We start from the raw sequence: 23,611 nt of genomic DNA, 5'->3' as shown, positions 1-23,611 counted from the left end.
CAGCGGGAACGAGTGAATAGCTGAGGGACACATGGCTCTGACCATCGGCGTCGATGTCGGCGGGACCAAGATCGCGGCAGGCGTGGTCGACGAGGCGGGTGCGATCCTGGCGCGGACCCGGGTGCCCACCCCGGCCGACCCCCAGTGGGCCGTCGACGCCATCGCGCAGGCCGTGCGCGAGCTCAAGGAGCAGCACCCCGGTGTCACCGCCGTCGGCGTCGGAGCCCCCGGCTTCGTCGACAGCAACCGCTCCACGGTGATCTTCGCGCCCAACATCGACTGGGAGAACGAGCCGCTGCGCGGCCGGATCGAGGAACTCACCGGGCTGTCCGCGGTGGTCGAGAACGACGCCAACTGCGCCGCCTGGGCCGAGTTCCGCTTCGGCGCGGCCGCCGACCACCAGGACATGGTGCTGATCACCGTCGGCACCGGCATCGGCGGCGGCATCGTGCTCGACGGGCGGCTGCACCGCGGCCGCTTCGGCGTGGCCGGCGAGATCGGCCACCTCAACATGGTCCCGGACGGCCTCCAGTGCGGCTGCGGCGGCAAGGGCTGCTGGGAGCAGTACGGCTCCGGGCGCGCGCTGCGCCGCTACGGCCGGGAGAAGGCCGCGGCCGACCCGGTGCGCGGCCAGCGGATGCTGGACCTCAACGACGGCGTCGCCGAGACCATCCGCGGCATCCACATCACCGAGGCGGCCGAGGAGGGCGACCCGCTCGCCCTGGAGTGCTACGCCGAGCTGGCCGACTGGCTGGGCCGCGGCATGGCCGACCTCGCCGCGCTGTTCGACCCGGGCGTGTTCGTCCTCGGCGGCGGCGTCTCCGACTCCGGCCGACTGCTGCTCGACCCGGTCGCCAAGGCCTTCGAGCACTACCTGACCGGCGGGGTGCACCGCCCCCGCGCCGAGGTCGTGCTGGCCTCCATGGGCTCCGCGGCCGGCATCGTCGGCGCGGCGGACCTCGCCCGCACCTGACCGTTCCCCAGCAGTCGTCGTGACCCGCCGGCGGCGGTGCGACCGGGCCCCGACCAATCCCGGACGCGCCGCCGCCGTCGCACTACCGTCCTTCCCAGGACACCGCACCAGGGGAGGACCATGACCGCCGCACCCGTCGAACCGCCGCCCGGCGGCCCGCGCCGACTGCGCCTGCTCAGCTACAACATCCGTTCGCTGCGCGACGACCGGCGGGCGCTGGCACGGGTGATCCGGGCCTGCGCGCCCGACCTGGTCTGCGTCCAGGAGTCACCGCGCTACTGGCGCCCGGAGGGCCAGGCCGCCCGGCTGGCCCGGGACACCGGGACGGTCGTCCTGGCCGGGGGCGGCCGCACCGCCGCCGGGCCGCTGCTGCTCGGCCGGCCCGGCGCCGTCGAGGTGCTGGGCGTGCACGACCGGCTGCTGCCCAAGACCCGCGGCCTGCACGCGCGCGGCTTCGCCACCGCACTGCTGCGGCTGCCCGGCAGCGCGCCCTTCACCGTCACCAGCTGCCACCTCAGCCTGGACCCGCAGGAGCGGTACGGGCAGTTCGAGCTGCTGCTCGACCAGCTCGCGCTCACCGAACACGGCGTCGTGGCAGGGGACTTCAACGAGCACCCGGACGGGCCGGGCTGGCAGCTGCTGGCCTCCCGGATGTGGGACGGGTACCCGACCGCGCCCTGGGGCGGCGAGTTCACGTCCGTCCCGGAGAACCCCTACCAGCGGATCGACGCCGTCTTCGCCACGCCCGGGATCACCGTCCTCGGCTGCGGGGTGCCGCACGGGCTGCCCGGGGTCACCGGGGCCGACCTGCGGGCCGCCACCGACCACCTGCCGGTGCTGGCCGTGCTGGAGTTCCCGGCGCCCTGAGGCGCGTCCCGAGGACCGGGCCCGGGCGACCGGGTCAGGCCTAGACGACCGGACCGGGCCAGGGCTAGACGACGGCGCCGTGGTCCGGGTCCTCCGGCTCGTCCTCGTCGCGGTCCTTCATCCGGGCGACCAGGGTGACGAAGCCGCCGAGGAAGGCGGTGACCCCGACCCAGGCGGGCCAGCCGGAGATCTCCCGCCACACCACCGCGTCGATCAGCAGCAGCGCCGGGCCGCCGAGCACGGCCAGCCAGGCGAACTTGGCGGTGGCGTCGGCGGCCGGCAGCGGCGGGGGCTCCGGCGGGACGAAGTGGCCCTCGTCGGCGTCCTCGGCCAGCTCGAAGTCGCGCGGGCCCGAGGTCGAGGCGGGGAGGACGGGGCGGCCGGAGCGGGGGCGCGGCTGCGGGGCGAGGTCCGAGAGCTCGTCCGGGTCGCCCTGGCCGGCCTTGGGGCCGGCGCCGTCCTTGTAGCCGTCCTTGTAGCCGCCCTTGAGCTCGTTCTGCGCCCGGAGGTTCTCGACCTCGGGCCAGTTGGGGTTGGTGAGGTCGACCGGGTCGTCGAACTGGGCGACCAGGGCCGCGAAGATCGCGTCCTGCTCGGCCTGGCTGCGTTCGGGGGCGCTGCGGCGCGGGCGGGACTCCGGCGCTGCCGTGGTGTCCTCCCCGGCGGGCCTCGGCGCGGTGCCGTCGGCCTCCGTGCCGCCCGCGGCGACGCCGCCGCCCTGGACCGTGCCGTCCCCGTGGACGGTGGCGTTCCCCCCGCCGGCGGCGTCCCCCTGGGCGGTGGCGTCCTTCGGCACACCGTCGGTGCGCGCTCCGTCCGTCCGCGCGCCGTCCTCGCGGGGCTTGTCGTCCCCGCCGCCCGCCGTGCTGCTCTCGTGCACTTCCGGCCCTTCAGCCATGGTGATCGTCGGATTCGGCCCTGTCGGCGCCCGCCGCGTGCGCGGGAGCCAGCCGTCGGATGAAGTCCAGGCTCGCCCCGAATATTTCCGCCGCGTCGTGGTCCAGCGTCGCGACGTGGAAACTGCGCTGGCACAGCCGTTCCGTCACGTCCGTCGAGGATATCCGGGCCAGCACCAGCTCCGAGTTGGCCGGCGAGACCACGTGGTCCTGCGGGCTGTGGAAGAGCAGCACCGGCTGGGTCACCTCGGGCAGCCGCCACTGGACCTCCTGCCACAGCCGGCTCAGCGACCAGGCGGCGTGCAGCGGCGTCCGGTCGTAGCCGAGCTCCCGGGCGCCGGGCTTGTGGATGTCGTTGGCGATCCCCGGGACGCTCGGGACGAGGTGGCGCAGCACCGGCAGCAGTACCCCGGCGGGGTTGTCCGAGCGCACCGACGGGTTGACCAGCACCAGCCCGGACACCGTCGTGCCGTGCAGCGCGGCCAGCCGCAGCGCCAGCGCGCCGCCCATCGACAGCGCGCAGACGAACACCTGCTCGCACTCCTCGGCGAGGGTCAGCAGCTCGCGCTCGACCGTCGCGTACCAGTCCTCCCACCGGGTGACCTGCATGTCCTGCCAACGGGTCCCGTGCCCCGGCAGCAACGGGAGCGAGACGGTGAACCCGGCCGCCGCCAGTTCCTCGGCCCACGGCCGCAGCGACTGGGGGGACCCGGTGAACCCGTGGCACAGCAGCACCCCGACCGGTCCGCCGCGGTGGCGGTACGGTTCGGCACCGGGCAGCAGCGGCATGGCGGACTCCTTCGCGGGCGGGTGGCGCTGGGGGAGGGGACGCTGAGAGGGGAGCTGCAGGAATCCGCATCGTCCCACGCCCCGCGCCGGGACGTACACCCCCTACGGCGGGCCCGGGCACAGCGGGTGGCCGCGGGGCATTAGGATCGACCGGTCCGCATAACAGGAGGCCCGGGTTGTTCTACCGACTGATGAAGATGATCGTCGCGCCACTGCTTCGGATCTTCTTCCGGCCGTGGATCGAGGGTGAGGAGAACATCCCCACCGAAGGTGCGGCGATCATCGCGAGCAACCACCTTTCCTTCTCGGACTCGTTCTTCTTCCCCGCGCTGATCAAGCGCCGGGTGACCTTCATCGCGAAGGCCGAGTACTTCAACACCCCGGGCCTCAAGGGCCGGTTGACCGCCGCCTTCTTCAAGGGCGTCGGCCAGCTGCCGGTGGACCGCTCGGGCGTGCGCGGCGCCGGCGAGGCCGCGATCCGCAGTGCCATTGCGGTGCTGGACCGCGGCGAGCTGTTCGGCGTCTACCCCGAGGGCACCCGCTCGCCCGACGGCAAGCTGTACCGCGGCAAGGTCGGCGGCCTGGCCCGGGTCGCGCTGGCCACCGGCGCCCCGGTCATCCCGGTCGCCATGATCGACACCGAGAAGGTGCAGCCGCCCGGCCAGGTGGTGCCCAACTTCGGCATCCGCCCCGGCATCCGGATCGGCCGCCCGCTGGACTTCTCCCGCTACCACGGCATGGAGAACGACCGCTTCATCCTCCGTTCGGTGACGGACGAGGTGATGTACGAGATCATGCGGCTCTCCGGCCAGGAGTACGTGGACATCTACGCGACCGCCGCCAAGCGGCAGATCGCCGACGAGAAGAAGAAGGCCGACGCCGAGCGCCGGGCCGCCGCCAAGGCGGAGAAGGCCGAGGCCGAGAAGGCCGCCGAAGCCGAGAAGGCGGCGGAGGCCGAGAAGGCCGGGCAGCAGGACCAGCAGGAGTAGAACGGCACCGGGTCGGCCTGACCGACCCGGTCGGGTCCAGGGGAGGGACCGGGAGATGGCGGACGGCGCGAGAACGGGTGCCGCGGTGGGCGGCGCGGTGGCGGCGGGCGGCATGTCCGTCGAGCTCCCGCTGTGGAAGGCGATCTCGTACTTCCGGGTGCTGGCCCTCTGCTACGCCCTGCTCCGGTACTTCAACTCGTACCTGCACTTCCTGCACCCGGTCGCGGGCTGGATCTACTTCGGCGCGCTGATCCTCTGGACGCTCGCCAGCACCCGGGCCTTCGCCAACCCGCAGCGCTGCACCTGGTACGTCCTCGGCTTCGACCTCGCCCTGGCCGTGACCGGCATCGTGATGAGCGGGATGACCGACGCCCCGGCCCGGATCAGCCACGGCGCGCCCACCCTGCCGACCATCTGGGCGGCCGGCACCGTCCTCGGCTTCGCCGCCAAGGGCGGCTGGCGCCCGGCGGCGGCGTCCGGCGCGGTGATCGGGGTGGCCAACATCCTCGGCCACGGCGGCCCGACCGGCGACAACGTCCACAACATCGTGCTGCTGCTGGTGGCCGGCTGCGCCATCGGGTACGTGATCGAACTGGCCCGCGCCAGCGAGGCCACCCTCACCCGGGCGCTGCAGGTCGAGGCGGCCACCCGGGAGCGCGAGCGGCTCTCCCGGGACATCCACGACGGTGTGCTCCAGGTGCTCGCCCTGGTCCAGCGCCGGGGCGCCGAGCTGGGCGGGAGCGGCGGCGCCGGTACCGGCGGCACCACCACCGACTTCGCCGAGCTGGGCCGCCTCGCCGGTGAGCAGGAGCGCGCGCTGCGGGCCCTGATGACCGGCGGCCCGCTGCCGGCCCAGCGGTTGCCGGAGGCGGACCGGGCCGAAGCGGCCGACCCGGCCGGGCCGCGCGACCTGACGGCACTGCTGCGCGGCCACGCCGACGAGCGGATCACCCTCTCCGCCCCTGGCACCCCGGTGCTGCTGCCCGGCCCGGCGGCGGGCGAGCTCGCCGCGGCGGTCGGGGCGGCCGTCGACAACGTCCGCAAGCACGCGGGGGAGTCGGCCCGGGCCTGGATCCTGGTGGAGGACGAGCCGGAGGCCGTCACGGTCAGCATCCGCGACGACGGCCCGGGCTACGCCCCCGGCCGGCTCGGCGAGGCGGAGCGGGCCGGGCGGCTGGGCGTCTCCCAGTCCATCCGCGGCCGGGTGCTGGACCTCGGCGGCACGGCCGAGCTGTACTCGGCGCCCGGGGAGGGCGTCGAGGTCGAACTGCGCGTTCCGAGGAAGGCCTCCCAATGACCAACCAGCCGATGACCGACCGGCCGGCCGCCGGGCCGCAGGCCACCGACCGGCCGGTACGGGTGATGGTGGTGGACGACCACCCGATGTGGCGGGACGCCGTCTCGCGCGACCTGGCCGAGGCCGGCCTGGACGTGGTGGCCACGGCGGGCGACGGCGAGGAGGCGGTGCGCCGCGCCCGGGCCTGCTCGCCGCAGGTGGTGGTGCTGGACCTCAACCTGCCCGGCCTGTCCGGCGCCGAGGTGTGCCGCCAGGTGGTCGGGCACGACCCGGCGGTCCGGGTGCTGGTGCTGTCGGCGAGCGGCGAGCACCAGGACGTGCTGGAGGCGGTGAAGTCCGGGGCGACCGGGTACCTGGTGAAGTCGGCCGGGCGGGAGGAGCTGCTGGACGCGGTGCGCCGTACGGCCGTCGGTGACGCGGTGTTCACGCCGGGTCTGGCCGGGCTGGTGCTCGGCGAGTTCCGCCGGCTGGCCGCCGAGCCGGCCCCGTCCTCGGCCTCGGCGTCGGCCGTCCCCCAGCTGACCGCCCGGGAGACCGAGGTGCTGCGGCTGGTGGCCAAGGGCCTGTCGTACCGGCAGATCGCCGACCGGCTGGTGCTGTCGCACCGGACGGTGCAGAACCACGTGCAGAACACCCTGGGCAAGCTGCAGTTGCACAACCGGGTGGAGCTGGTCCGGTACGCGATCGAGCAGGGGCTGGACGAGGAGCTGTAGGTCCGGTCCTCGAACTCCCGCCTTGCGGAGGGGAGTTCGAGGACCGGACCTGGGCCGCTCAGCCCCGGACGGCCGCGGCCTCCCGCAGCAGGGCGGCGACGATGCCCACGCCGTCCCGGGTGAGCACCGACTCCGGGTGGAACTGGAGGCCCGCGAAGCCGGGGCCGCGCAGCGCGTGGACGTCGCCGGTGGCGGCGTCCCGGGCGACCTCGACGCCCTCGGCGGCGAGCCGGGCCGCGTCGGCCTCCGAGCAGCGCGCCGTGAAGGTGTTGTAGAAGCCGACCGTCCGCTGGTCGCCGAACAGGTCGATGCTCTCCTGGGCGCCCTGGTACGGGACGGCCTTGCGGCCCAGGGCGAGCCCGAGTTCGGCGGCGAGCAGCTGGTGGCTGAGGCAGACCGCGAGCAGCGGGGCCGTCCGGGCGCCGGAGCGGACGGCGGCCAGGGCGTCCGCGACGACCGGGCGCAGCACCGCCATCTTGGGGTCGTCGGCGAGCGCCGGGTCGCCCGGGCCGGGGCCGAGCACCAGCGGGCCGCGGTGCGCCGCGACCAGTTCGCGCAGGCCCGGCCGGTCGAAGCGGACCACGGTGACCTGGTGGCCGAGCGAGGTCAGCAGGTGGGAGAGCATCGAGGTGAAGGTGTCCTCGCCGTCCACGACGAGGGTCGGCAGGGCCTCGGTGACCCGGGACGGCGCCTGCATCCGCAGCCAGAACGGGGCGAGGCCGGCCCGGCGGGAGTCCAGTGCGGCCTGCACCCGGTGGTCGTCGGCGAGCCGGGGCCCGCCGGGGTGCGGCCGCCGGGCGGGGGCGGGCCGGGCGCCGATCGCGGTGAGCACCCCGGCGGCCTTGGCGTGGGTCTCGGCGACCTCGGACTCGGGGACGGAGTGGCGCACCAGGGTCGCGCCGACCCGGACGACCAGCCGCCCGGTGGCCGGGTCGATGTCGGCGGTGCGGATGCAGATCGGCGAGTCGAGCAGCTGCCCGCCGCTCGCGGAGCGCCCGATCAGGGCGAGCGCGCCGGAGTAGTAGCCGCGCCCGGTGGGCTCGTAGCGCCGGATCACCCGGGTGGCGTTCTGCACCGGGCTGCCGGTGACGGTGGCGGCGAACATCGTCTCGCGCAGCACCTCGCGGACGTCCATCGAGGTGCGGCCGCGCAGCTCGTACTCGGTGTGGGCGAGGTGGGACATCTCCTTGAGCCGGGGGCCGAGCACCTGGCCGCCGAGGTCGCCGACCGTGCACATCATCTTGAGTTCCTCGTCGACCACCATGGTGAGCTCCTCCAGCTCCTTGGGGTCGTGGAGGAACCGCAGCAGCGAGTCGGGGTCGGAGCCGCCGGCCGGGTAGCGGTAGGTGCCGGAGATCGGGTTCATCACGACGGTGCCGCCGCTCTGCCGGACGTGCACCTCGGGGGAGGCGCCGACCAGGACCCGGTCCCCGGTGTGCACCAGGAAGGTCCAGTACGCGCCGCGCTCCTGCTCCAGCAGCCGGCGGAACAGCGCGAGGGCGAGGGCCGGCCCGAAGTCCTCCAGGGTGGCGTGGAAGTCGCGGCGGATGACGAAGTTGGCGCCCTCGCCGTTGCCGATCTCGTCGTCGATCACCCGGCGGACGATCGCCGCGTACGCCTCGTCGTCCACGTCGAAGGCGCCGCCGGTCAGGCGGACCGGCTCCTGCGGCAGGGCGGCGGTGAAGGCGGCCAGCGGCAGGGCGTACTGCTCGGTGACCGCGAGGGCCTGCAACGGGGTGCCGTCGTCGTGGGCCTCGAAGCCGCGTTCGCGGATCTGCCGGTACGGGACCAGGGCGAGCAGGTCGTGGACCGGTCCGGCGGCGGGGACGCCGGTCCGGACCGGCAGGTCGGCCAGGCGCCGGTAGTCGTCGACGGTGCCCAGCAGCACCTCGACGGTGTCCGGGGCGTGCCGGGGGGTGCGGCGGTGCAGCAGGGCGAAGGCGGGGGCGCCGGGGGCGGTGAGGCGGGCGAGCAGCTCGGCGGGGGTGGTCACGAGTACGGCTTCCTTCCGGGGTGGAGGGCGAGGGCGGTGCGGATTCCGCTCCCGGAGGGCCGTCTGCTCGAAAAGCACGACGGCCGCCCCGAGGGGCGGCCGTCGTGTTCGTCTAGGAACGCGCGATCGGTGGGCCACCCAGGGGGGAGGCCCACCACCAGGAGTGGTTGCGGGGCGCGTGCATGGGGTCGAGCGTAGCGGACGGGGCCGTGCGGGTGAGTCCGCTCACGTGAGATGTCCGGGACGTGTCTCACCCATCGGGCAATGGTCACGGAACGCTCGCGGCACCCCGTAGCCTTGCCGTGTGACCGCTACGACTGAGACAACGAGGACTGGCCACTCCTGGCAGTCCCTGCCCGCGGCGCAGCAGCCTGAATGGCCGGACCAAGAGGCTCTGCGCAAGACCCTTGCTGAGCTCGCCTCCTATCCGCCGCTCGTCTTCGCCGGCGAGTGCGACCAGCTGCGCGCCCGGCTCGGCGCCGTGGCACGCGGGGAGGCCTTCCTCCTCCAGGGCGGAGACTGCGCCGAGGCCTTCGACGGCGTGTCGGCGGAGCACATCCGCAACAAGCTGAAGACGCTGCTCCAGATGGCCGCCGTGCTGACGTACGCGGCCTCGGTGCCGGTCGTGAAGGTCGGCCGGATCGCCGGCCAGTACTCCAAGCCGCGCTCGAAGTCGACCGAGACCCGCGACGGCGTGACCCTGCCGGTCTACCGCGGCGACTCGGTGAACGGCTTCGAGTTCACCCCCGAGTCCCGGATCCCGGACCCGGAGCGGCTCAAGCGGATGTACAACGCGTCCGCCGCGACGCTGAACCTGGTGCGCGCCTTCACCACCGGTGGCTACGCCGACCTGCGCCAGGTGCACGCCTGGAACCAGGACTTCGTGCGCAACTCGCCGGCCGGCCAGCGCTACGAGCAGCTCGCCCGGGAGATCGACAACGCCCTGGCGTTCATGAACGCCTGCGGGGTGGCCCCGGAGGAGTTCAAGACCGTCGAGTTCTTCTCCTCGCACGAGGCGCTGGTGCTCGACTACGAGACCGCGCTGACCCGCGTGGACTCGCGCACCGGCGAGCTGTACGACGTCTCCGGCCACATGGTGTGGATCGGCGAGCGCACTCGGCAGCTGGACCACGCGCACATCGAGTTCGCCTCCAAGATCCGCAACCCGATCGGGGTCAAGCTCGGCCCGACCACCTCGGTGGACGAGGCGCTCACCCTGATCGAGAAGCTGGACCCGGAGCGCGAGCCCGGCCGGCTGACCTTCATCACCCGGATGGGTGCGGGCAAGGTCCGCGACCACCTGCCCACCCTGGTGGAGAAGGTCACCGCCTCCGGCGCCAAGCCGGTGTGGATCTGCGACCCGATGCACGGCAACACCTTCGAGGCCTCCAGCGGCCACAAGACCCGCCGCTTCGACGACGTCCTGGACGAGGTCAAGGGCTTCTTCGAGGTGCACCGCGCACTGGGCACCCACCCGGGCGGCATCCACGTGGAGCTGACCGGCGACGACGTCACCGAGTGCGTCGGCGGCGGCGACGAGGTGCTGGTGGACGACCTGCACCAGCGGTACGAGACGGCCTGCGACCCGCGGCTCAACCGCAGCCAGTCGCTGGACCTGGCGTTCCTGGTGGCGGAGATGTACCGCGGCCAGTAGGCCTGACCAGGGCCGATGTGCCCGCGGATGTGACGAAGGCCCCTCCGGATTCGGGATTCCCGAGCCCGGAGGGGCTTTTTCGTACCCGGATCGCCGGGTAAGGTGAGGCTTAGTGAACTAAGGCAAGCCTTAGTCAAGATCCACTCCGTGCCCCACCGGCGCTTCACCCCGGGAGAGACCGCGATGTACGTGTGCATGTGCCATGCGGTCACCGAGGACCAGGTGAAGAAGGCGATCGACGGCGGTGCCAACACCCCGCGCCAGATAGCCAAGGGCTGCAAGGCGGGCACGGACTGCGGGTCCTGCGTGCGCCGGATCCAGGCCCTGCTCGGCGAGCACGGCGCCCGGCCCTGCCCGACCGCCCGGCTGGCCGCGAAGCTCGGCCTCGCCGACCCCGAGGCCCAGGACGTGCCCGCGCCGGCCGCCGCGAAGCCGGCGCCGATGGCGCCGGTCGCCCCGGTGCTCCCGCTGCGGGTCGCCTGAGCCGGCCGCGCCCGAGCCCGGGGCGTCGGGCTCAGGACTCCGGCTGCTCGATCAGCTGGGCGAGGTAGAGCGCCTCGCCGAGCTTCTCCAGGAGCTCCAGCTGGGTGTCCAGGTAGTCGATGTGGTGCTCCTCGTCGGCCAGGATGGACTCGAAGATGTTCGCCGAGGTGACGTCGTTCTTGGCCCGCATCACGACGATCCCGCGCTTGAGCCGGTCGATCGCCTCGACCTCGACCTGGCGGTCCGCCTCGAACATCTCCTTGACCGTCTGGCCGATCCGGACGTGGAACAGCCGCTGGTAGTTGGGCAGCCCCTCCAGGAACAGGATCCGGTCGGTGAGCGTCTCGGCGTGCTTCATCTCGTCGAACGACTCGTGCCGGGTGTACTTGGCGAGCTTCGTCCAGCCGAAGTTCTCCTGCATCTTGGCGTGCAGGAAGTACTGGTTGATCGCGGTGAGCTCGGCCGTGAGTTGCTCATTGAGGAACTCGATGACCTCCGGGTCGCCCTGCATGGTGCTGCCTCCCTGCGCTACGTCCTGCGGTGAGTCCTGCGCTGCGCATCCTGGCACCGTATCGGGAGGAAATTCCAGTAAGTTCACACTCACTAGGACATGTGTCGGAATATCCGATTTGGGTGATAAGTGGGGGGCGCACGATCGACCATTGGCCCGTACGGGCGGGGCGTGCGCCTGGGCCAAGGGGCGCGCGCCGGGGCTCGTCCGCCGTCTGTCACCATGGAGACATGGGTCAGTCCGAACGAGAACCGCTTCCGCCGTCTGACCCGACCCTCCCCCCGGGGCAGCGCGCGCAGCGCGGCTGGCCCGCCCTGCACTACGGGCCGGTGCCCCGCTTCAAGCCGCTGACCTGGGACCTCCAGGTGTTCGGGGCCACCGCCTCGGCGGAGAAGCACAGCTGGGACTTCGCCGCCTTCACCGCCCTGCCCCGCACCACCGTGGTCGCCGACCTGCACTGCGTCACCAAGTTCTCGATGCTCGGCAACGAGTGGACGGGCGTGCCCGCGGCCCTCCTGCTCGACCTGGTGCCCCCCGCGCCCGGCGTCACCCACGTCATGGTCTGGGCCGAGTACGGCTACAGCGCCAACCTGCGGCTGGCCGACTTCGCCGACCCGCACACCCTGCTCGCCACCCACCGCAACGGCGAGGCGCTGACCGCCGAACACGGCTTCCCGGTGCGCCTGGTGGTGCCGCGGCTGTACGCCTGGAAGGGCCCCAAGTGGGTGCGCGCCGTGGAGTACATGCGGGCCGACCGGCGCGGCTTCTGGGAGGAGCGCGGCTACCACAACCAGGCCGACCCGTGGCGCGAGCAGCGCTACTCCTACCAGGAGGAGCCGGGCGACGGGCCGCTCCGCTGAGCGGTGAACCCCGCTAGAACAGCGAGAAGTTGACCGTCACCACGGACTTCTGCGGGCGCCGCTCCCCGGCCGTCGGGGACTGGCTGCCCACCTTGCCCATGCCGAGCGTCCAGTCGGTCGAGGCCTTCATGGTGAAGCCCGCCGCCTGCAGCGCCCTCTGGGCGTCGTCCCGGCCCATCCCGCTGACGTCCGGGACCGGCACCATGCCCTTGCTGACCACCAGCGAGACCGCGGCGTTCTCCGGCAGCTGCTGCCCGGCGGCCGGCGTGCTGCTGATCACCGAGCCCTCCGGCACGGTGTCGTTGTAGGTCTGGGTCACCCCGCCCCTGGTCAGCTGGGCGCCGGCCAGGGCGGCGGCCGCGTCGTCCGCGCTCCTGCCGGTGACGTCCGGCACGGCGATCCGCTTGGGGCCCTTGGAGAGGGTGACCGTCACCGGGTCGCTCTTGCGGGTGCGCGCGCCCACCCCGGGATCGGTGGAGATCACCTGCCCGACCGGGACGGACTCGCTGAACACCTCGACGAAACGGCCGTGCATGCCCTCGCCGTCCAGGACCCGCTGCGCCTGCGAGCGGTCCTTGCCGAGCACGCTCGGCACCGAGCCGTACAGCCCCTCGGAGATCCCGTAGGTGACCCCGCCGACCGCCAGCACCAGGGCGGTCAGCGCGGCCGCCCAGAGCAGCGGCTTGCGCGGGAGCCGGCGCGGTCGGCCGGGCCGACGGGTCCTGACCGGGGCCGGCTCGTCGTACGGGCGGGGCTCGACCAGCAGCTGGTCCATCAGCTCGGCCGGCACCTCCAGCACGCTGGTGCGCTCCGCCGGCGGGGCGTCGGCGGGCCCGGGGAGCGGCTGGATCACCGAGGTCGGCTCGCTGGTCGGGTAGCGCGGGCTGGGGTGGGTGGAGGCCGGCGGCTCGGCGTCCAGCTCCTCCGGGGTGAGCGTGCGGCGGACCCGCTGGAGGGCGGCGAGCAGCTCCACCGCGTCGTACGGGCGGGCGTCGGCGGCCCGGGCGCAGGCCCCGGCCACTATGGCGTCCAGCGCCGGGGCGACGGCGGGGGCGGTCAGCGAGGGGGCGGGGACGTCCTCGTGCAGGTGCTTGTACATGACCTGGACGGGGTTGTCGCCGGTGTGCGGGCGGCGGCCGGTGAGCATCTCGTACAGCAGGATGCCGGCCGCGTAGACGTCGACCCGCTGGTCGGTGGGGGCGTCCGGGAGGATCTGCTCGGGGGCCAGGTAGGAGACGGTGCCCATGACGGTGCCGCCGGTGGCGGTGCTGGTCGAGGTGGGCGCGCCGTCGGCGCTGCCGAGCACCCGGACCAGGCCGAAGTCGGCGACCTTGACCAGGCCGCTCTCGGTGATCAGCACGTTCTCCGGCTTGACGTCCCGGTGGACCAGCCCGGCCCGGTGGGCGGCGCCGAGGGCGGCGAGCACCGGCTCCAGCACGTCCAGCGCGGCCCGGACGGACAGCGCGCCGCGGTCGCGCAGCAGGTCGCGCAGGGTGCGGCCGGGCACGTACTCCATGGCGAGGAAAACGTTTCCGCCGTCCGCGCCCTGGTCGAAGACGTTGACCACGTTGGGGTGGGTGAGCTTGGCGACCGCCTTGGCCTCGCGGATGAAGCGGGCGGTGAAGCCCTCGTCCCCGGCGAGCTGGGGGTGCATCACCTTGAGGGCGACCACCCGGTCCAGCCGGGTGTCGGTGGCCCGGTACACGGTCGACATCCCGCCGGTCGCGATGCGCTGCTCGACCCGGTACCGGTTGTCGAGCACGGTACCGATCAGGGGGTCGTGCAGTGCCATGTCCACCCGGGGGAGTCTAGTGCGGCGGGCGAGGGCCGGTCCCGGCGGACACCGCCTCCGGGACCGGCTTGTGACATCCGCGACGGGTTCAGAACGCGGGCCGCTCGCGGGTGTCCAGGTCGGCGCGGCCGGCCATCGCCGAGGAGGCCTCGGCGTGGAAGCGGCGCGGGATGCGGCCGGCCCGGTGGGCGAGCCGGCCCGCCTCGGCGGCGTGCCGCATCGCCTCGGCCATCAGCACCGGGTCCTGGGCCCGGGTCACCGCGGAGGCGAGCATCACCGCGGCGCAGCCCAGCTCCATCGCCAGCGCGACGTCGGAGGCGGTCCCGGCGCCCGCGTCCAGGATCACCGGGACGCCCGCACTCTCCACGATCAGCTGGAAGTTGTGCGGGTTGCGGATGCCCAGCCCGGAGCCGATCGGCGAGCCCAGCGGCATGATCGCCGCACAGCCGACGTCCTCCAACTTGCGGGCCAGCACCGGGTCGTCGTTGGTGTACGGGAGCACCGTGAAGCCGTCGTCGACCAGCGTCTCGGCGGCCTCCAGGGTCTCGATCGGGTCCGGCAGCAGGGTCCGCTCGTCGGCGATCACCTCCAGCTTCACCCAGTCCGTGCCGAGTGCCTCGCGGGCCAGCCGGGCGGTCAGCACGGCCTCGCCGGCGGTGAAGCAGCCGGCCGTGTTGGGCAGCACCCGGATGCCGTTGCGGGTCAGCACGTCCAGGACGGAGCCCTGGGTGCTGGCGTTCACCCGGCGCATGGCCACGGTGGTCAGTTCGGTGCCGGAGACGAGCAGGGCGCGCTCCAGGACCTCCAGGCTCGGCGCGCCGCCGGTGCCCATGATGAGCCGGGAGGAGAAGGTCGTCCCGGCGATGGTCAGCAGGTCGTCGGCCATGGTTCAGCCTCCCTGGACGGCGGTCAGGATCTCGATCCGGTCGCCGCTGTCCAGCGTCGTCCCGGGCCACGAACCGCGCGGCACCACGGCCTCGTTGAGGGCGGCGGCGACGCCGGTGTTGGCGGCGCTGACGGTGGCCACCAGTGCGGCGAGGGTGGTGGCGGCGGGCACCCGGCGGGGCTCGCCGTTGACGGTCAGGGCGATCTCGTTCGGGGCGGTCTCGTTCGGGGCGGTCTCGGTCATGCGCAGGCCTTCGCGACGGGGGTTTCGGGGGAGAACCGGGTCGGCGTGAACGGCCGTGCCAGGTCGGGGACTTCGCCGGTCGCCAGGTAGTCGGCGAGCAGGTCGGCGGTGACCGGGGTGAGCAGCACGCCGTTGCGGTAGTGGCCGGTGGCGGCGACCAGTCCGGGCAGTGCGGTCGGGCCCAGCAGCGGGGCGTTGTCCGGCGAGCCGGGGCGCAGCCCGGCGGAGGTCTCGCGCAGCGGGAGTTCGGTGATACCCGGTACCAACTCGTGGGCGTCGCGCAGGAGTTCGTACACCCCGCCGGCGGTGACGGTGGTGTCGTAGCCCTGTTCCTCGGTGGTCGCGCCGATCACCAGCTCGCCGTTCTCCCGGGGGACGAGGTACAGGTGCTGCCCGCGCACCACCGCGCGGACGTTGCGGGAGAGGAACGGCCGGTAGGCCTCCGGGATGTGCAGCCGGACGATCTGCCCCTTCACCGGGCGCACCGCGGGCAGTACGCCCTCGGGCAGGCCGGGCAGTCGGTGGCTGTGCGGGCCGGCGGCGAGGACCACCTGCTCGGCGGCCAGGGACTCCCCGTCGTCCAGCCGGGCGCCGACCGCGCGGCCGCCGTCCACCAGCAGCTCGACGGCCTCGGCCCGGTGTAGCCGGACGCCGGCCCGCTCGCAGGCGGCGACCAGGGCGGTGAGCAGCCGGCGCGGATCCACCTGGTGGTCGTCCGCGACGTGCAGGCCGCCGCGCACGCCGGGGGCGAGCATCGGCTCCAGCCGGCGGGCCTCCCGGCCGGTCAGCCAGCTGGAGTCCAGGCCCAGCCGCAGGTGGAAGGCGTGCAGTTCGCGCAGTTCCGCGCGGTCGTCGGAGTCCAGCGCGACGGCGATGGTGCCGCACCGGCGGTAGCCGGTGTCCAGGCCGCCGCTGGCCTCGGTGAGCTCGGCGGCGAAGGACTCGTACCGCCGGTTGGAGGCCGTCCCCAGGTGCAGCAGCGGCTCCTCGCCGTACTGCAGCTCGGTGACCGGGGCGAGCATCCCGGCGGCGACCCCGGCCGCCCCCCGGCCGTGGCCGGGGTCGACCACGATCACGTTCCGCAGCCCGCGTTGCGCGGCGCGCCAGGCGACCGCGAGGCCGATGACGCCCCCGCCGATCACCAGCACGTCGGCGCGGTTGCCCGATGGCATGCGTGACAAAGCTGCTCTTCTCCCTTCGCCGGTATGACCCGGATCAGGTTCGGACGGTCGCAGGCCGTGCCAGCCCGCCTCTCAGCCCGGTCCGCCGGGCTCCCGTGTGGTGCGTCCACCTTAACTCCGGGGGTCGGCCCGCCCGAAGGGCTGTGTGAGGGGTGAGACGGGGCCGCCCGCCCGGCTCCGCGGGTGAGCGGCTCGGAGCCGGTTCAGCGGCGCTGGGTACAGTGACGGGCGTGGCAGAGCTGAGCGGAACGGATCGGGTGGTCGTCGTCGTCGGAGCCGGGCTGGCCGGGGCGCAGTGCGCCCTGCAGCTGCGGCAGGGCGGCTGGCGGGGGCGGGTCGTCCTGGTCGGCGAGGAGCGGCACGCGCCGTACGACCGGCCGCCGCTCTCCAAGGACGTGCTGCTCGGCAAGGCCGACGCCACCACCCTGGACATCGACTACGGGCGGCTCGGCATCGAGCTGCTCACCGGCCGCCGGGCCACCGGTCTCGCCCCGGGCCTGCTGCACACCGACGGCGGGGACCTCCCGTACGACGCGCTGGTGATCGCCACCGGCGCCACCCCGCGCGCCCTGCCCGGGGCCGAGCGCGCCCATCTGCTGCACACCCTGGACGACGCCCTGGCGCTGCGCGCGCTGCTGCGCCCCGGCCTGCGCCTGGTGCTGGTCGGCGCGGGCTGGATCGGCGCCGAGGTGTCCACCGCCGCACGGCAGGCCGGCTGCGAGGTCACCGTGGTCGAGGCCGGCCCGGCGCCGGTGCCGGGCGCGCTGCCGACCGGGGTCGGCTCGGCGATGGCCGCCTGGTACGCCGAGGCCGGGGTCGACCTGCGCTGCGGGGTCGGGGTGGCCGCCGTCGAGCCGGGGGCGGTGCTGCTGGCCGACGGCTCCCACCTGCCCGCCGACGAGGTGGTGGTCGGCATCGGCGCCCGGCCCGCGACCGGCTGGCTGGCCGGCTCGGGCGTCGAGCTGGACGCCTCCGGCGCGGTCGTGGTGGACGGGCGGCTGCGCACCGGCCTGCCCGGGGTGTTCGCGGCCGGGGACTGCGTCAGCTACCCGTCGGCCCGCTCCGGCGCCCGGCTGGCCGTCCAGCACTGGGACCACGCGCTGCAGTCCGGCTCCGCCGCGGCCGCCGCCGTGCTCGGGGCGGACGCGCCGTACGACCCGGTGCCGTACTTCTGGTCCGAGCAGTTCGGGCGGATGGTCCAGTACGCCGGCCGGCACGCCGAGGGCGACGAACTGCTGTGGCGCGGCAGCCCGCAGGAGTCCGCGTGGTCGGTGCTCTGGCTGCGCGACGGGGTGCCGAGCGCGCTGCTGGCCGTGGACCGGCCGCGCGACCTCACCCAGGGCCGGAAGCTGATCGAACGCGGTGCGGTGCTCGACCGGGTGCTCGCCGCGGACCCCTCGGTGGCGCTCAAGGGAGCCGTCGCGGGGTAGCACTTGGTGCGCGGCGGGCCGCGGAGGTGGCAGTCTGGTGGCGTGAGTGAGATCGAAAGCAAGATTGAAGCCCTGGTCACCGAGTGGGTGTACCTGCCCGACATCTCGGAGCAGTGGGGGGTCCGGGTCACCGAAGTGCGTGACCTGGTCAAGAACGGTGGCCTGATCGCCGTCCGGCGCGGGCCGAACAAGTCGCTGCAGGTCCCGGCGGCGTTCATCGACGGCCAGGGGCTGGTCAAGCACCTGTCCGGCACCCTGACCGTCCTGCGGGACTGCGGGTACAACGACGTGGAGATCCTGGAGTGGCTCTTCACCGAGGACCCGTCGCTGCCCGGCAGCCCGATCCAGGCGCTTCGGGAGAACCGCGGCACCGAGGTCAAGCGCCGCGCCCAGGCGATGCTGATCTGATGGCGGCGGACACGCTGCGGGCCCGCCTGGCCGACGTCCGGCTCTACCTGTGCACCGACGCCCGGCGCGAGCAGGGCGACCTGGCCGAGTTCCTGGACGCGGCGCTGGCCGGCGGGGTGGACATCGTCCAGCTCCGTGACAAGGGCCTGGAGGCCAAGCAGGAGCTGGCGGCGCTGGAGGTCTTCGCCGACGCCTGCCGCCGGCACGGCAAGCTGTTGGCCGTCAACGACCGCGCCGACGTCGCCCACGCGGCCCGGCCGGACGTGCTGCACCTCGGCCAGGACGACCTGCCGGTGCCGGCCGCCCGGGCGATCCTCGGCGAGGACGTGCTGATCGGCCGCTCCTGCCACGCCGAGTCCGAGGTGGACGCGGCGGTCGCCGAGGCCGGTGTGGACTACTTCTGCACCGGCCCGGTCTGGCCGACCCCGACCAAGCCGGGCCGGCACGCGCCGGGCCTCGGCCTGGTCTCGTACGCGGCGAAGCAGGCCACCGACCGGCCGTGGTTCGCGATCGGCGGGATCGACCTCGGCAACCTGGACGAGGTGCTGGCCGCCGGTGCCCGCCGGATCGTCGTGGTCCGGGCCGTCACGGCGGCCGAGGACCCGCGGGCCGCCGCCGCCGAGCTCGCCCGCCGGGTGCGCGCGGCGTAATGCCACCCGGGGCCGCCGCCGTCGCTCAGTACTTGCGGACGGTGGCGGCCTCGGCCAGGGCCAGCAGCACCGTGCGGGCCCGCTCGTCGGCGAGCGGCGCCGCCGCCAGCGCGGCCAGCGACTCCCGCATCAGCTCCTCGATCCGGGCCTCCACCAGCTCCGGCGCCCCGCTGCGGGCGACCAGCTCGCGCAGCCCGGCGACCTCCTCGGCGGCCAGGTCCGGTGCGCCGAGCCGGGCGTCCAGGTGCCGGGCGTCGGCCTGCGGCAGGCCCCGCATCGCGTGCGCGACCAGCAGGGTGCGCTTGCCCTCGCGCAGGTCGTCCCCGGCGGGCTTGCCGGTGACGGCCGGGTCGCCGAAGACGCCGAGCAGGTCGTCCCGCAGCTGGAAGGCCTCGCCCAGCGGCAGCCCGAACGCGCCGAGCGCCTCGACCAGCTCCGGCCCGGCCCCGGCCAGCAGGGCGCCGACCTGGAGCGGCCGCTCGATGGTGTACTTCGCCGACTTGTAGTGCAGTACGGTCCGCGCCCGCTCGGGCGCGCCCTCGTCGGCGGAGTCGCCGGCCACCGGCTCCAGCACGTCCAGGTACTGGCCGAGCATGACCTCGGTGCGCATCAGGTCGAACCGCGGCTTGGCGGCCAGCACGGCGGCCGGGTCCAGACCGGAACGCAGGAACAGCTCGTCGCACCAGATCAGCAGCAGGTCGCCGAGCAGCACCGCGGCCGAGGCGCCGTACTGCTCGCGGTCGCCGCGCCAGCCGCTGTCCCGGTGCAGCGCCTCGAAGCGGCGGTGCACCGAGGGCAGGCCGCGGCGGGTGTCGCTGCGGTCCATCAGGTCGTCGTGCACCAGGGCGCTGGCCTGGAGCAGCTCCAGCGCGGCGGCCGCGTTGGCGATCCCCTCGCCGTCGGCGGGGCCGCCGGCGGCGCGCCAGCCCCAGTAGCAGAAGCCCGGGCGCAGTCGCTTGCCGCCGTCCAGCAGGAAGTCGCGCAGGGCCTCGGCGGCGGGCACCAGCTGCGGAGAGATCGTGCCGAGCAGCGCCGACTGGCCGTCCATGAACGCGGCGAGGGCCGTGTTGACGCGGGTGCGGACGTCCTCCACGTCCATGGGGTTGGCCGGCCGGGTGCTGGACGAGGTCACGATGATGCTCCGCTGGTTCGCTGGGGTGCAGCAAGCGTAGCGGGGCGGCCGGGAACGGATGTGCGAGCGGGGCCGCCGGGCGCGCGCGGGACGGCCGGTGCGGAAGCGGAGGCACGTCCACTACTTGTCCCGAATCGTGGGATCGAGTTGTCCGGCCCCTTCGGGGGACGGATAACCTGCCAGCATGGCACTCGGCATCGCTTCCACGAGACCGGACCGCGCACAGACGGTCCGCGAGCTCCTGGCGGCCGGAAAGCGCTCCTTCTCCTTCGAGTTCATGCCGCCGCGCACGGAGGTCGGCGAACAGAAGCTCTGGGACGCCATCCGTCGACTCGAACCGCTGGACCCCAACTTCGTCTGCATGACGTACGGCGCCGGCGGCTCCTCGCGCGAGCGCACCGTCAACATGGTCGGCCGGATCGCCACCGAGACCACGCTCACCCCGGTCGCCCACCTGACCGCGGTGGACCACTCGGTCGCCGAACTGCGCAACATCATCGGCCAGTACGCCGACCAGGGAGTGCGGAACGTCCTCGCGGTCCGGGGCGACCCGCCCGGCGACCCGATGGGCGAGTGGGTCCGTCACCCGGACGGCGTCACCTACGCCTACGAGCTGGTGGAGCTGATCAAGGGCATCGGCGACTTCTGCGTCGGCGTCGCGGCATCGCCGAACATGCACCCGCGCTCGGCCGACTGGGACGAGGACATCCGGCACTTCGTCGCCAAGGTCCGCTCCGGCGCGGACTACGCGATCACCCAGATGTTCTTCGAGGTCGACGACTACCTGCGCTACCGCGACCGGGTCGCCGCCGCGGGCTGCCCGACCCCGATCATCCCGGAGATCATGCCGGTGACCAACGCCAAGCAGCTGGAGCGCTTCCCGCAGCTCAGCGGCTCGGCCTTCCCGGCGGAGCTGGAGGCCCGGCTGCGGGCCGTCATCGACGACCCGGTGGCGCTGCGCGCGATCGGCATCGAGCACGCCACCACGATGGCCGAGCGGCTGCTCGCCGAGGGCGCGCCCGGCCTGCACTTCATCACGCTCAACCACTCGACGGCGACGCTGGAGATCTACCAGAACCTGGGGCTGCACCAGCGCTGATCACCGCTGTTCACGGGCCCGTCACCGTCGTCCGGTGGCGGGCCCGGTCGTGTGCGGCCGGTGCCGCCGACGGCGGGAACGCGATGCGGTACCCCGGCCGTTGAACCGGTACAGTCGCCGCACACGCGCGGCTAGCGCGGGCACGCGACTGGAGGTAGCGCGCGGATGGGCATCGGATACCTGCTGCTGTACGTCGCGTTGGCGGTGGTGGCGCTCTGGCTGGTCGCCGAGGTGCTGCTGCAGAACCGGGCGCCGGTGCACTGGCGGGCCCTCGCCCTGGCCGGCTTCCTCGGGGTGGCCGTCGGGATGGGCCTCGACTCGGTCGTGGTGATCGGTGCCGGAGCGGCCCTGTTCGCGGTCGGCCAGACCTTCGTCACCCTCTCGGTCAAGAAGGGCTACCAGGCCGGCTGGTCCCTGCGCAACGCCGACGGCAGCCTGCCCGGCCCGCTCGCCAAGGTGCCCCTGCTGGGCGCCCTGACCGGCGGCGCGGCGGTCGCGGCCGCGGCGGCCGAGGAGAAGCGGGTCGGCGAGGTCAGCGCGGTCGAGGAGACTCCGGCCCCGGACACCGCCCCGGCCGCCGCCCCGGTCGCCGAGGACGTCCCGGAGGTCGAGCAGACCGCCGCCTTCGAGATGCGGGAACTGGCCCAGGACGGCGTCTACGCCCCCTCCTACTACGAGCAGCCGCAGGCCCAGCAGCAGCCGCAGGACCCGTACGCCCCGGCCTACCAGCCCGGCTACGAGCAGCAGCAGTGGCAGCAGCCCCAGCAGCAGCCCGCCTACGCCTACGACCAGCAGCAGTCCTACGGCGGCTACCAGCAACAGCAGCAGGACCCGTACGGCGGCTACCAGCAGGCCCAGGACCCGTACGCGGGCTACCAGCAGCAGCACCAGCAGGCCTGGGACCCGAACGCCCAGCAGCAGCAACAGCACCAGCCGCACGAGCAGCAGCAGTGGCAGCCCCAGCCCGACCAGCTCGACCAGCACGGCCAGCACGCTCAGGGCGTCCCGCAGCAGCCGGGCTACGACCAGAACTACGGCTACCAGCAGCAGCAGAACACCTGGCACCAGGGCTGACCGGGCCCGGGCCGGTCGGCCCTGATCAGGCCGGGCCGATCAGCCCGGCGGTGATGCAGGCCGACATGCCGACCCGGGCCAGCCCGCCACCGGGGTGGGCGTTGCCGCCGATCAGGTAGAGGCCGGGGACGGGGGACTCGTTGGCGGCCTTGAACCAGGAGCCCGAGGAACCGGCCAGGACCGGACGGGCGACCGCGCCGGCCAGGGTGCCGGTCTCCCGGCGGGTGTCCTCCGGGGTGCGCACGACCCGCCACAGCACCCGCTCGCGCAGGCCCAGACCGGCCGCGTCGACGTGGGCGAGCAGCTGGTCGGCGTAGCGGTCGGCGACCCCGGGGGCGGTCCAGTCGAACCCGTCCAGGGCCGGGACCGTCGCGGTCAGCACCACGGACTCGTGGGCGTCGTCGGGGCGCAGCTCCGGGTCGTCCGGGCGCAGCACCTGGACGGTGGGGCGCTCGCAGGGCGGCACCGAGAGGGTCAGCGCGTTCGCCTCGGCGGACGGGTCGGCCGCGTGCACCACCGTGCGGTGCGCGGTGCCCTCCGGACGCGCCCCGCGCAGGGCCAGCAGCACGCTGAAACGGCCGGGCACCTCCTGCGGTTCCCAGTGGTCGACGGGCAGCCCCGGCCACTCGGCGAGGCCGTGCCGGAAGAAGGCGTTGGTGTCCATGGCCGAGATCACCAGGTCCGCGTCGATCCGGCCGTCCGCCGTCTCGACCCCGGCCGCCCGGCCGTCCTCGACGACCACCCGGGTGACCGGGGTGTCGAAGCGGAACTCCACCCCGCGCAGCTCGCAGCGGCGGAACACCGCGTCGGCCAGCGCCCGCAGGCCGCCCCGGACGTACCAGACGCCGAAGGACTGCTCCATGTACGGCAGCACGGTGGCCCCGGCCGGCGCCTCGGCCGGGGTGAAGCCGTACCGGACGGCCGGCTCGAACAGCAGGGCGGTCAGGCCCGGGTGGCCGTCGAGTTCGTGCCGGGCCACCTGCTCCAGGGACCACGGCCGGGGGCGGCGCAGCCGGGCCAGACCGGTGCGCGGCGGGGTGGGGTAGGGGTCCGTGCCGAGCAGGGCCCGGTCGGCCGGGGCCAGGATGCCGCGCTCGGCCGGCAGCGGCTCCTCCAGCAGCGGGCGGCGGGTCACCTCCCAGACCGTCCGGCCGTGGTTCATCACCGCGCTCCAGCGGGCGCCGGAGCCCGCGCCGAAGGCGCTGTCCAGGGCCTGGCCGACGCCGCCGCGGGAGGCGTTGGGCAGGGTGACGACGGTGCCGTCGGGGAACACGTGCCGGCTCTCCGGCTCCACCGGCGCCAGCTCGACCAGCTGCTCCAGCGGCTCCTTGCCGGTCTTGAGCGCGAGGTCGCGGTAGACGGCCGGCAGCGGCAGCAGGCCGGGCCCGGTGTCGAAGGCGAAGCCGTCGCGCTCGTACCGGCCGACCATGCCGCCGTAGCCGCCGCCCGCCTCGCACACCGTCACCCGGTGACCGATGGTCGCCAGCCTGGAGGCCGCCGCGAGCCCGCTCATACCTGCGCCGATGATGACGATCCGTGCCATGGCACCCGATCCTAGGGCCCGCCTTCGAACTCCCATCTGCGGGGCGACGCCGAGGCACGCACCTCGCCGCGTTGTCGTCGGTCGCCAATGCGCTGCATTGGGCTCCCTCCTCCGCCTTGCGATGCACGCACCCCAACGCCGCCCCGCC

The 23,611-nt window shown here is 74.0% G+C and carries 23 protein-coding genes and 1 riboswitch; of the genes, 13 read left to right on the top strand and 10 right to left on the bottom strand.

All coding sequences use genetic code 11. The features are described 5' to 3' along the window. The first annotated feature begins 31 nt into the window (after nucleotides 1–31). Nucleotides 32–973, top strand: a complete 942-nt coding sequence (locus tag ACFV8H_RS29365) for an ROK family glucokinase (RefSeq protein ID WP_380405917.1) — start codon at nucleotides 32–34, stop codon at nucleotides 971–973. A 120-nt stretch (nucleotides 974–1,093) separates the two neighbouring features. Then, nucleotides 1,094–1,840, top strand: a complete 747-nt coding sequence (locus ACFV8H_RS29360; RefSeq protein WP_380405915.1) for an endonuclease/exonuclease/phosphatase family protein — start codon at nucleotides 1,094–1,096, stop codon at nucleotides 1,838–1,840. Between the two features lie 64 nt (nucleotides 1,841–1,904). On the opposite strand, the gene ACFV8H_RS29355 is transcribed toward ACFV8H_RS29360, so the two are convergent. Continuing rightward, nucleotides 1,905–2,720: a hypothetical protein gene (locus ACFV8H_RS29355; RefSeq protein WP_380405912.1), complete on the bottom strand. Its 816-nt coding sequence runs from the start codon at nucleotides 2,718–2,720 to the stop codon at nucleotides 1,905–1,907. Nucleotides 2,721–2,730: 10 nt separating this feature from the next. Continuing rightward, the gene (locus tag ACFV8H_RS29350; protein WP_380405910.1) at nucleotides 2,731–3,525 is read right to left on the bottom strand and encodes an alpha/beta hydrolase; all 795 of its coding nucleotides are present in this window, start codon (nucleotides 3,523–3,525) and stop codon (nucleotides 2,731–2,733) included. A 176-nt stretch (nucleotides 3,526–3,701) separates the two neighbouring features. Here ACFV8H_RS29350 and ACFV8H_RS29345 point away from each other — a divergent pair, with 176 nt between their 5' ends. The 3 genes from ACFV8H_RS29345 to ACFV8H_RS29335 are packed head-to-tail and all read left to right on the top strand — an operon-like array spanning nucleotide 3,702 to nucleotide 6,524. Then, nucleotides 3,702–4,514, top strand: a complete 813-nt coding sequence (locus ACFV8H_RS29345) for a lysophospholipid acyltransferase family protein (RefSeq protein ID WP_380405907.1) — start codon at nucleotides 3,702–3,704, stop codon at nucleotides 4,512–4,514. 55 nt (nucleotides 4,515–4,569) lie between these two features. Next, complete coding sequence (gene macS, locus ACFV8H_RS29340) at nucleotides 4,570–5,811, top strand: MacS family sensor histidine kinase (protein ID WP_380405904.1); 1,242 nt, start codon at nucleotides 4,570–4,572, stop codon at nucleotides 5,809–5,811. Continuing rightward, nucleotides 5,808–6,524: a response regulator gene (locus ACFV8H_RS29335; protein ID WP_380405901.1), complete on the top strand. Its 717-nt coding sequence runs from the start codon at nucleotides 5,808–5,810 to the stop codon at nucleotides 6,522–6,524. Before macS ends, ACFV8H_RS29335 begins: the two co-directional genes overlap by 4 nt. Before the next feature lie 58 nt (nucleotides 6,525–6,582). On the opposite strand, the gene ACFV8H_RS29330 is transcribed toward ACFV8H_RS29335, so the two are convergent. Further along, complete coding sequence (locus ACFV8H_RS29330; protein ID WP_380405898.1) at nucleotides 6,583–8,517, bottom strand: anthranilate synthase family protein; 1,935 nt, start codon at nucleotides 8,515–8,517, stop codon at nucleotides 6,583–6,585. A gap of 304 nt (nucleotides 8,518–8,821) precedes the next feature. Between ACFV8H_RS29330 and ACFV8H_RS29325 the strand changes: the two genes are divergently transcribed. Together ACFV8H_RS29325 and ACFV8H_RS29320 are read left to right on the top strand one after the other, a co-directional pair. After that, nucleotides 8,822–10,171 (top strand): class II 3-deoxy-7-phosphoheptulonate synthase, encoded by a 1,350-nt coding sequence (locus ACFV8H_RS29325; protein WP_375893264.1) that lies wholly within the window; start codon nucleotides 8,822–8,824, stop codon nucleotides 10,169–10,171. A 147-nt stretch (nucleotides 10,172–10,318) separates the two neighbouring features. Beyond that, entirely contained in the window at nucleotides 10,319–10,654 is a 336-nt protein-coding gene (locus ACFV8H_RS29320; RefSeq protein WP_380405895.1) for a bacterioferritin-associated ferredoxin, read from the top strand. A gap of 31 nt (nucleotides 10,655–10,685) precedes the next feature. Here the strand turns inward: ACFV8H_RS29320 and bfr are convergent, their stop codons facing one another. Next, complete coding sequence (gene bfr / locus ACFV8H_RS29315) at nucleotides 10,686–11,165, bottom strand: bacterioferritin (protein ID WP_375893260.1); 480 nt, start codon at nucleotides 11,163–11,165, stop codon at nucleotides 10,686–10,688. A 230-nt stretch (nucleotides 11,166–11,395) separates the two neighbouring features. Here bfr and ACFV8H_RS29310 point away from each other — a divergent pair, with 230 nt between their 5' ends. Next, on the top strand, nucleotides 11,396–12,025 hold the full coding sequence (locus ACFV8H_RS29310; protein ID WP_380405891.1) for a molybdopterin-dependent oxidoreductase: 630 nt from the start codon (nucleotides 11,396–11,398) through the stop codon (nucleotides 12,023–12,025). Between the two features lie 13 nt (nucleotides 12,026–12,038). Here the strand turns inward: ACFV8H_RS29310 and pknB are convergent, their stop codons facing one another. The 4 genes from pknB to thiO form a co-directional block, all read right to left on the bottom strand. Further along, the gene (gene pknB, locus ACFV8H_RS29305) at nucleotides 12,039–13,817 is read right to left on the bottom strand and encodes a Stk1 family PASTA domain-containing Ser/Thr kinase (protein WP_380405963.1); all 1,779 of its coding nucleotides are present in this window, start codon (nucleotides 13,815–13,817) and stop codon (nucleotides 12,039–12,041) included. A gap of 88 nt (nucleotides 13,818–13,905) precedes the next feature. Beyond that, the gene (locus ACFV8H_RS29300; protein WP_375893256.1) at nucleotides 13,906–14,703 is read right to left on the bottom strand and encodes a thiazole synthase; all 798 of its coding nucleotides are present in this window, start codon (nucleotides 14,701–14,703) and stop codon (nucleotides 13,906–13,908) included. Between the two features lie 3 nt (nucleotides 14,704–14,706). Continuing rightward, nucleotides 14,707–14,946 (bottom strand): sulfur carrier protein ThiS, encoded by a 240-nt coding sequence (thiS, locus tag ACFV8H_RS29295; protein ID WP_380405888.1) that lies wholly within the window; start codon nucleotides 14,944–14,946, stop codon nucleotides 14,707–14,709. Continuing rightward, the gene (gene thiO, locus ACFV8H_RS29290; protein ID WP_380405885.1) at nucleotides 14,943–16,118 is read right to left on the bottom strand and encodes a glycine oxidase ThiO; all 1,176 of its coding nucleotides are present in this window, start codon (nucleotides 16,116–16,118) and stop codon (nucleotides 14,943–14,945) included. The genes thiS and thiO overlap by 4 nt, the downstream gene beginning before the upstream one ends. Before the next feature lie 3 nt (nucleotides 16,119–16,121). After that, a riboswitch (TPP riboswitch) is annotated at nucleotides 16,122–16,234 on the bottom strand. A 123-nt stretch (nucleotides 16,235–16,357) separates the two neighbouring features. Between thiO and ACFV8H_RS29285 the strand changes: the two genes are divergently transcribed. Genes ACFV8H_RS29285 through thiE form a run of 3 tightly spaced genes read left to right on the top strand, consistent with a single transcriptional unit; the run spans nucleotide 16,358 to nucleotide 18,615 of the window. After that, complete coding sequence (locus ACFV8H_RS29285) at nucleotides 16,358–17,557, top strand: NAD(P)/FAD-dependent oxidoreductase (RefSeq protein WP_380405883.1); 1,200 nt, start codon at nucleotides 16,358–16,360, stop codon at nucleotides 17,555–17,557. Between the two features lie 42 nt (nucleotides 17,558–17,599). Further along, on the top strand, nucleotides 17,600–17,965 hold the full coding sequence (locus tag ACFV8H_RS29280; RefSeq protein ID WP_375893249.1) for an Rv2175c family DNA-binding protein: 366 nt from the start codon (nucleotides 17,600–17,602) through the stop codon (nucleotides 17,963–17,965). Further along, a complete protein-coding gene (gene thiE / locus ACFV8H_RS29275) occupies nucleotides 17,965–18,615 on the top strand; it encodes a thiamine phosphate synthase (protein WP_380405880.1) in 651 nt (216 codons plus the stop codon). Before ACFV8H_RS29280 ends, thiE begins: the two co-directional genes overlap by 1 nt. 25 nt (nucleotides 18,616–18,640) lie before the next feature. On the opposite strand, the gene ACFV8H_RS29270 is transcribed toward thiE, so the two are convergent. After that, nucleotides 18,641–19,747 (bottom strand): polyprenyl synthetase family protein, encoded by a 1,107-nt coding sequence (locus ACFV8H_RS29270; RefSeq protein WP_380405877.1) that lies wholly within the window; start codon nucleotides 19,745–19,747, stop codon nucleotides 18,641–18,643. Nucleotides 19,748–19,931: 184 nt separating this feature from the next. On the opposite strand from ACFV8H_RS29270, the gene metF reads away from it, so the two are divergent. Then, the gene (gene metF, locus ACFV8H_RS29265; RefSeq protein WP_375893245.1) at nucleotides 19,932–20,846 is read left to right on the top strand and encodes a methylenetetrahydrofolate reductase [NAD(P)H]; all 915 of its coding nucleotides are present in this window, start codon (nucleotides 19,932–19,934) and stop codon (nucleotides 20,844–20,846) included. A 165-nt stretch (nucleotides 20,847–21,011) separates the two neighbouring features. Next, nucleotides 21,012–21,920 carry a hypothetical protein gene (locus ACFV8H_RS29260; RefSeq protein ID WP_380405874.1) on the top strand — a complete coding sequence of 303 codons (909 nt, stop codon included), beginning with the start codon at nucleotides 21,012–21,014 and terminating at the stop codon, nucleotides 21,918–21,920. Nucleotides 21,921–21,945: 25 nt separating this feature from the next. Here ACFV8H_RS29260 and ACFV8H_RS29255 read toward each other — a convergent pair whose 3' ends face one another. Beyond that, complete coding sequence (locus ACFV8H_RS29255; RefSeq protein ID WP_380405871.1) at nucleotides 21,946–23,463, bottom strand: phytoene desaturase family protein; 1,518 nt, start codon at nucleotides 23,461–23,463, stop codon at nucleotides 21,946–21,948. Between the last annotated feature and the right edge of the window lie 148 nt (nucleotides 23,464–23,611).

Source organism: Kitasatospora sp. NPDC059827 (assembly GCF_042731675.1).
In the GTDB taxonomy this organism is placed as follows: domain Bacteria; phylum Actinomycetota; class Actinomycetes; order Streptomycetales; family Streptomycetaceae; genus Kitasatospora.
Note: the sequence above shows the minus strand (reverse complement) of the source record. Positions and strands in the feature narration are given on the sequence as shown.

Coding starts and splice junctions, on each gene's coding strand:
- ACFV8H_RS29260 (WP_380405874.1), top strand. CDS start 21,012: ATGGGCATCGGATACCTGCTGCTGTACGTCGCGTTGGCGGTGGTGGCG.
- bfr (WP_375893260.1), bottom strand. CDS start 11,165: ATGCAGGGCGACCCGGAGGTCATCGAGTTCCTCAATGAGCAACTCACG.
- ACFV8H_RS29365 (WP_380405917.1), top strand. CDS start 32: ATGGCTCTGACCATCGGCGTCGATGTCGGCGGGACCAAGATCGCGGCA.
- ACFV8H_RS29300 (WP_375893256.1), bottom strand. CDS start 14,703: ATGGCCGACGACCTGCTGACCATCGCCGGGACGACCTTCTCCTCCCGG.
- ACFV8H_RS29350 (WP_380405910.1), bottom strand. CDS start 3,525: ATGCCGCTGCTGCCCGGTGCCGAACCGTACCGCCACCGCGGCGGACCG.
- ACFV8H_RS29360 (WP_380405915.1), top strand. CDS start 1,094: ATGACCGCCGCACCCGTCGAACCGCCGCCCGGCGGCCCGCGCCGACTG.
- thiS (WP_380405888.1), bottom strand. CDS start 14,946: ATGACCGAGACCGCCCCGAACGAGACCGCCCCGAACGAGATCGCCCTG.
- thiO (WP_380405885.1), bottom strand. CDS start 16,118: ATGCCATCGGGCAACCGCGCCGACGTGCTGGTGATCGGCGGGGGCGTC.
- ACFV8H_RS29255 (WP_380405871.1), bottom strand. CDS start 23,463: ATGGCACGGATCGTCATCATCGGCGCAGGTATGAGCGGGCTCGCGGCG.
- thiE (WP_380405880.1), top strand. CDS start 17,965: ATGGCGGCGGACACGCTGCGGGCCCGCCTGGCCGACGTCCGGCTCTAC.
- ACFV8H_RS29310 (WP_380405891.1), top strand. CDS start 11,396: ATGGGTCAGTCCGAACGAGAACCGCTTCCGCCGTCTGACCCGACCCTC.
- pknB (WP_380405963.1), bottom strand. CDS start 13,817: ATGGCACTGCACGACCCCCTGATCGGTACCGTGCTCGACAACCGGTAC.
- macS (WP_380405904.1), top strand. CDS start 4,570: ATGGCGGACGGCGCGAGAACGGGTGCCGCGGTGGGCGGCGCGGTGGCG.
- ACFV8H_RS29335 (WP_380405901.1), top strand. CDS start 5,808: ATGACCAACCAGCCGATGACCGACCGGCCGGCCGCCGGGCCGCAGGCC.
- metF (WP_375893245.1), top strand. CDS start 19,932: ATGGCACTCGGCATCGCTTCCACGAGACCGGACCGCGCACAGACGGTC.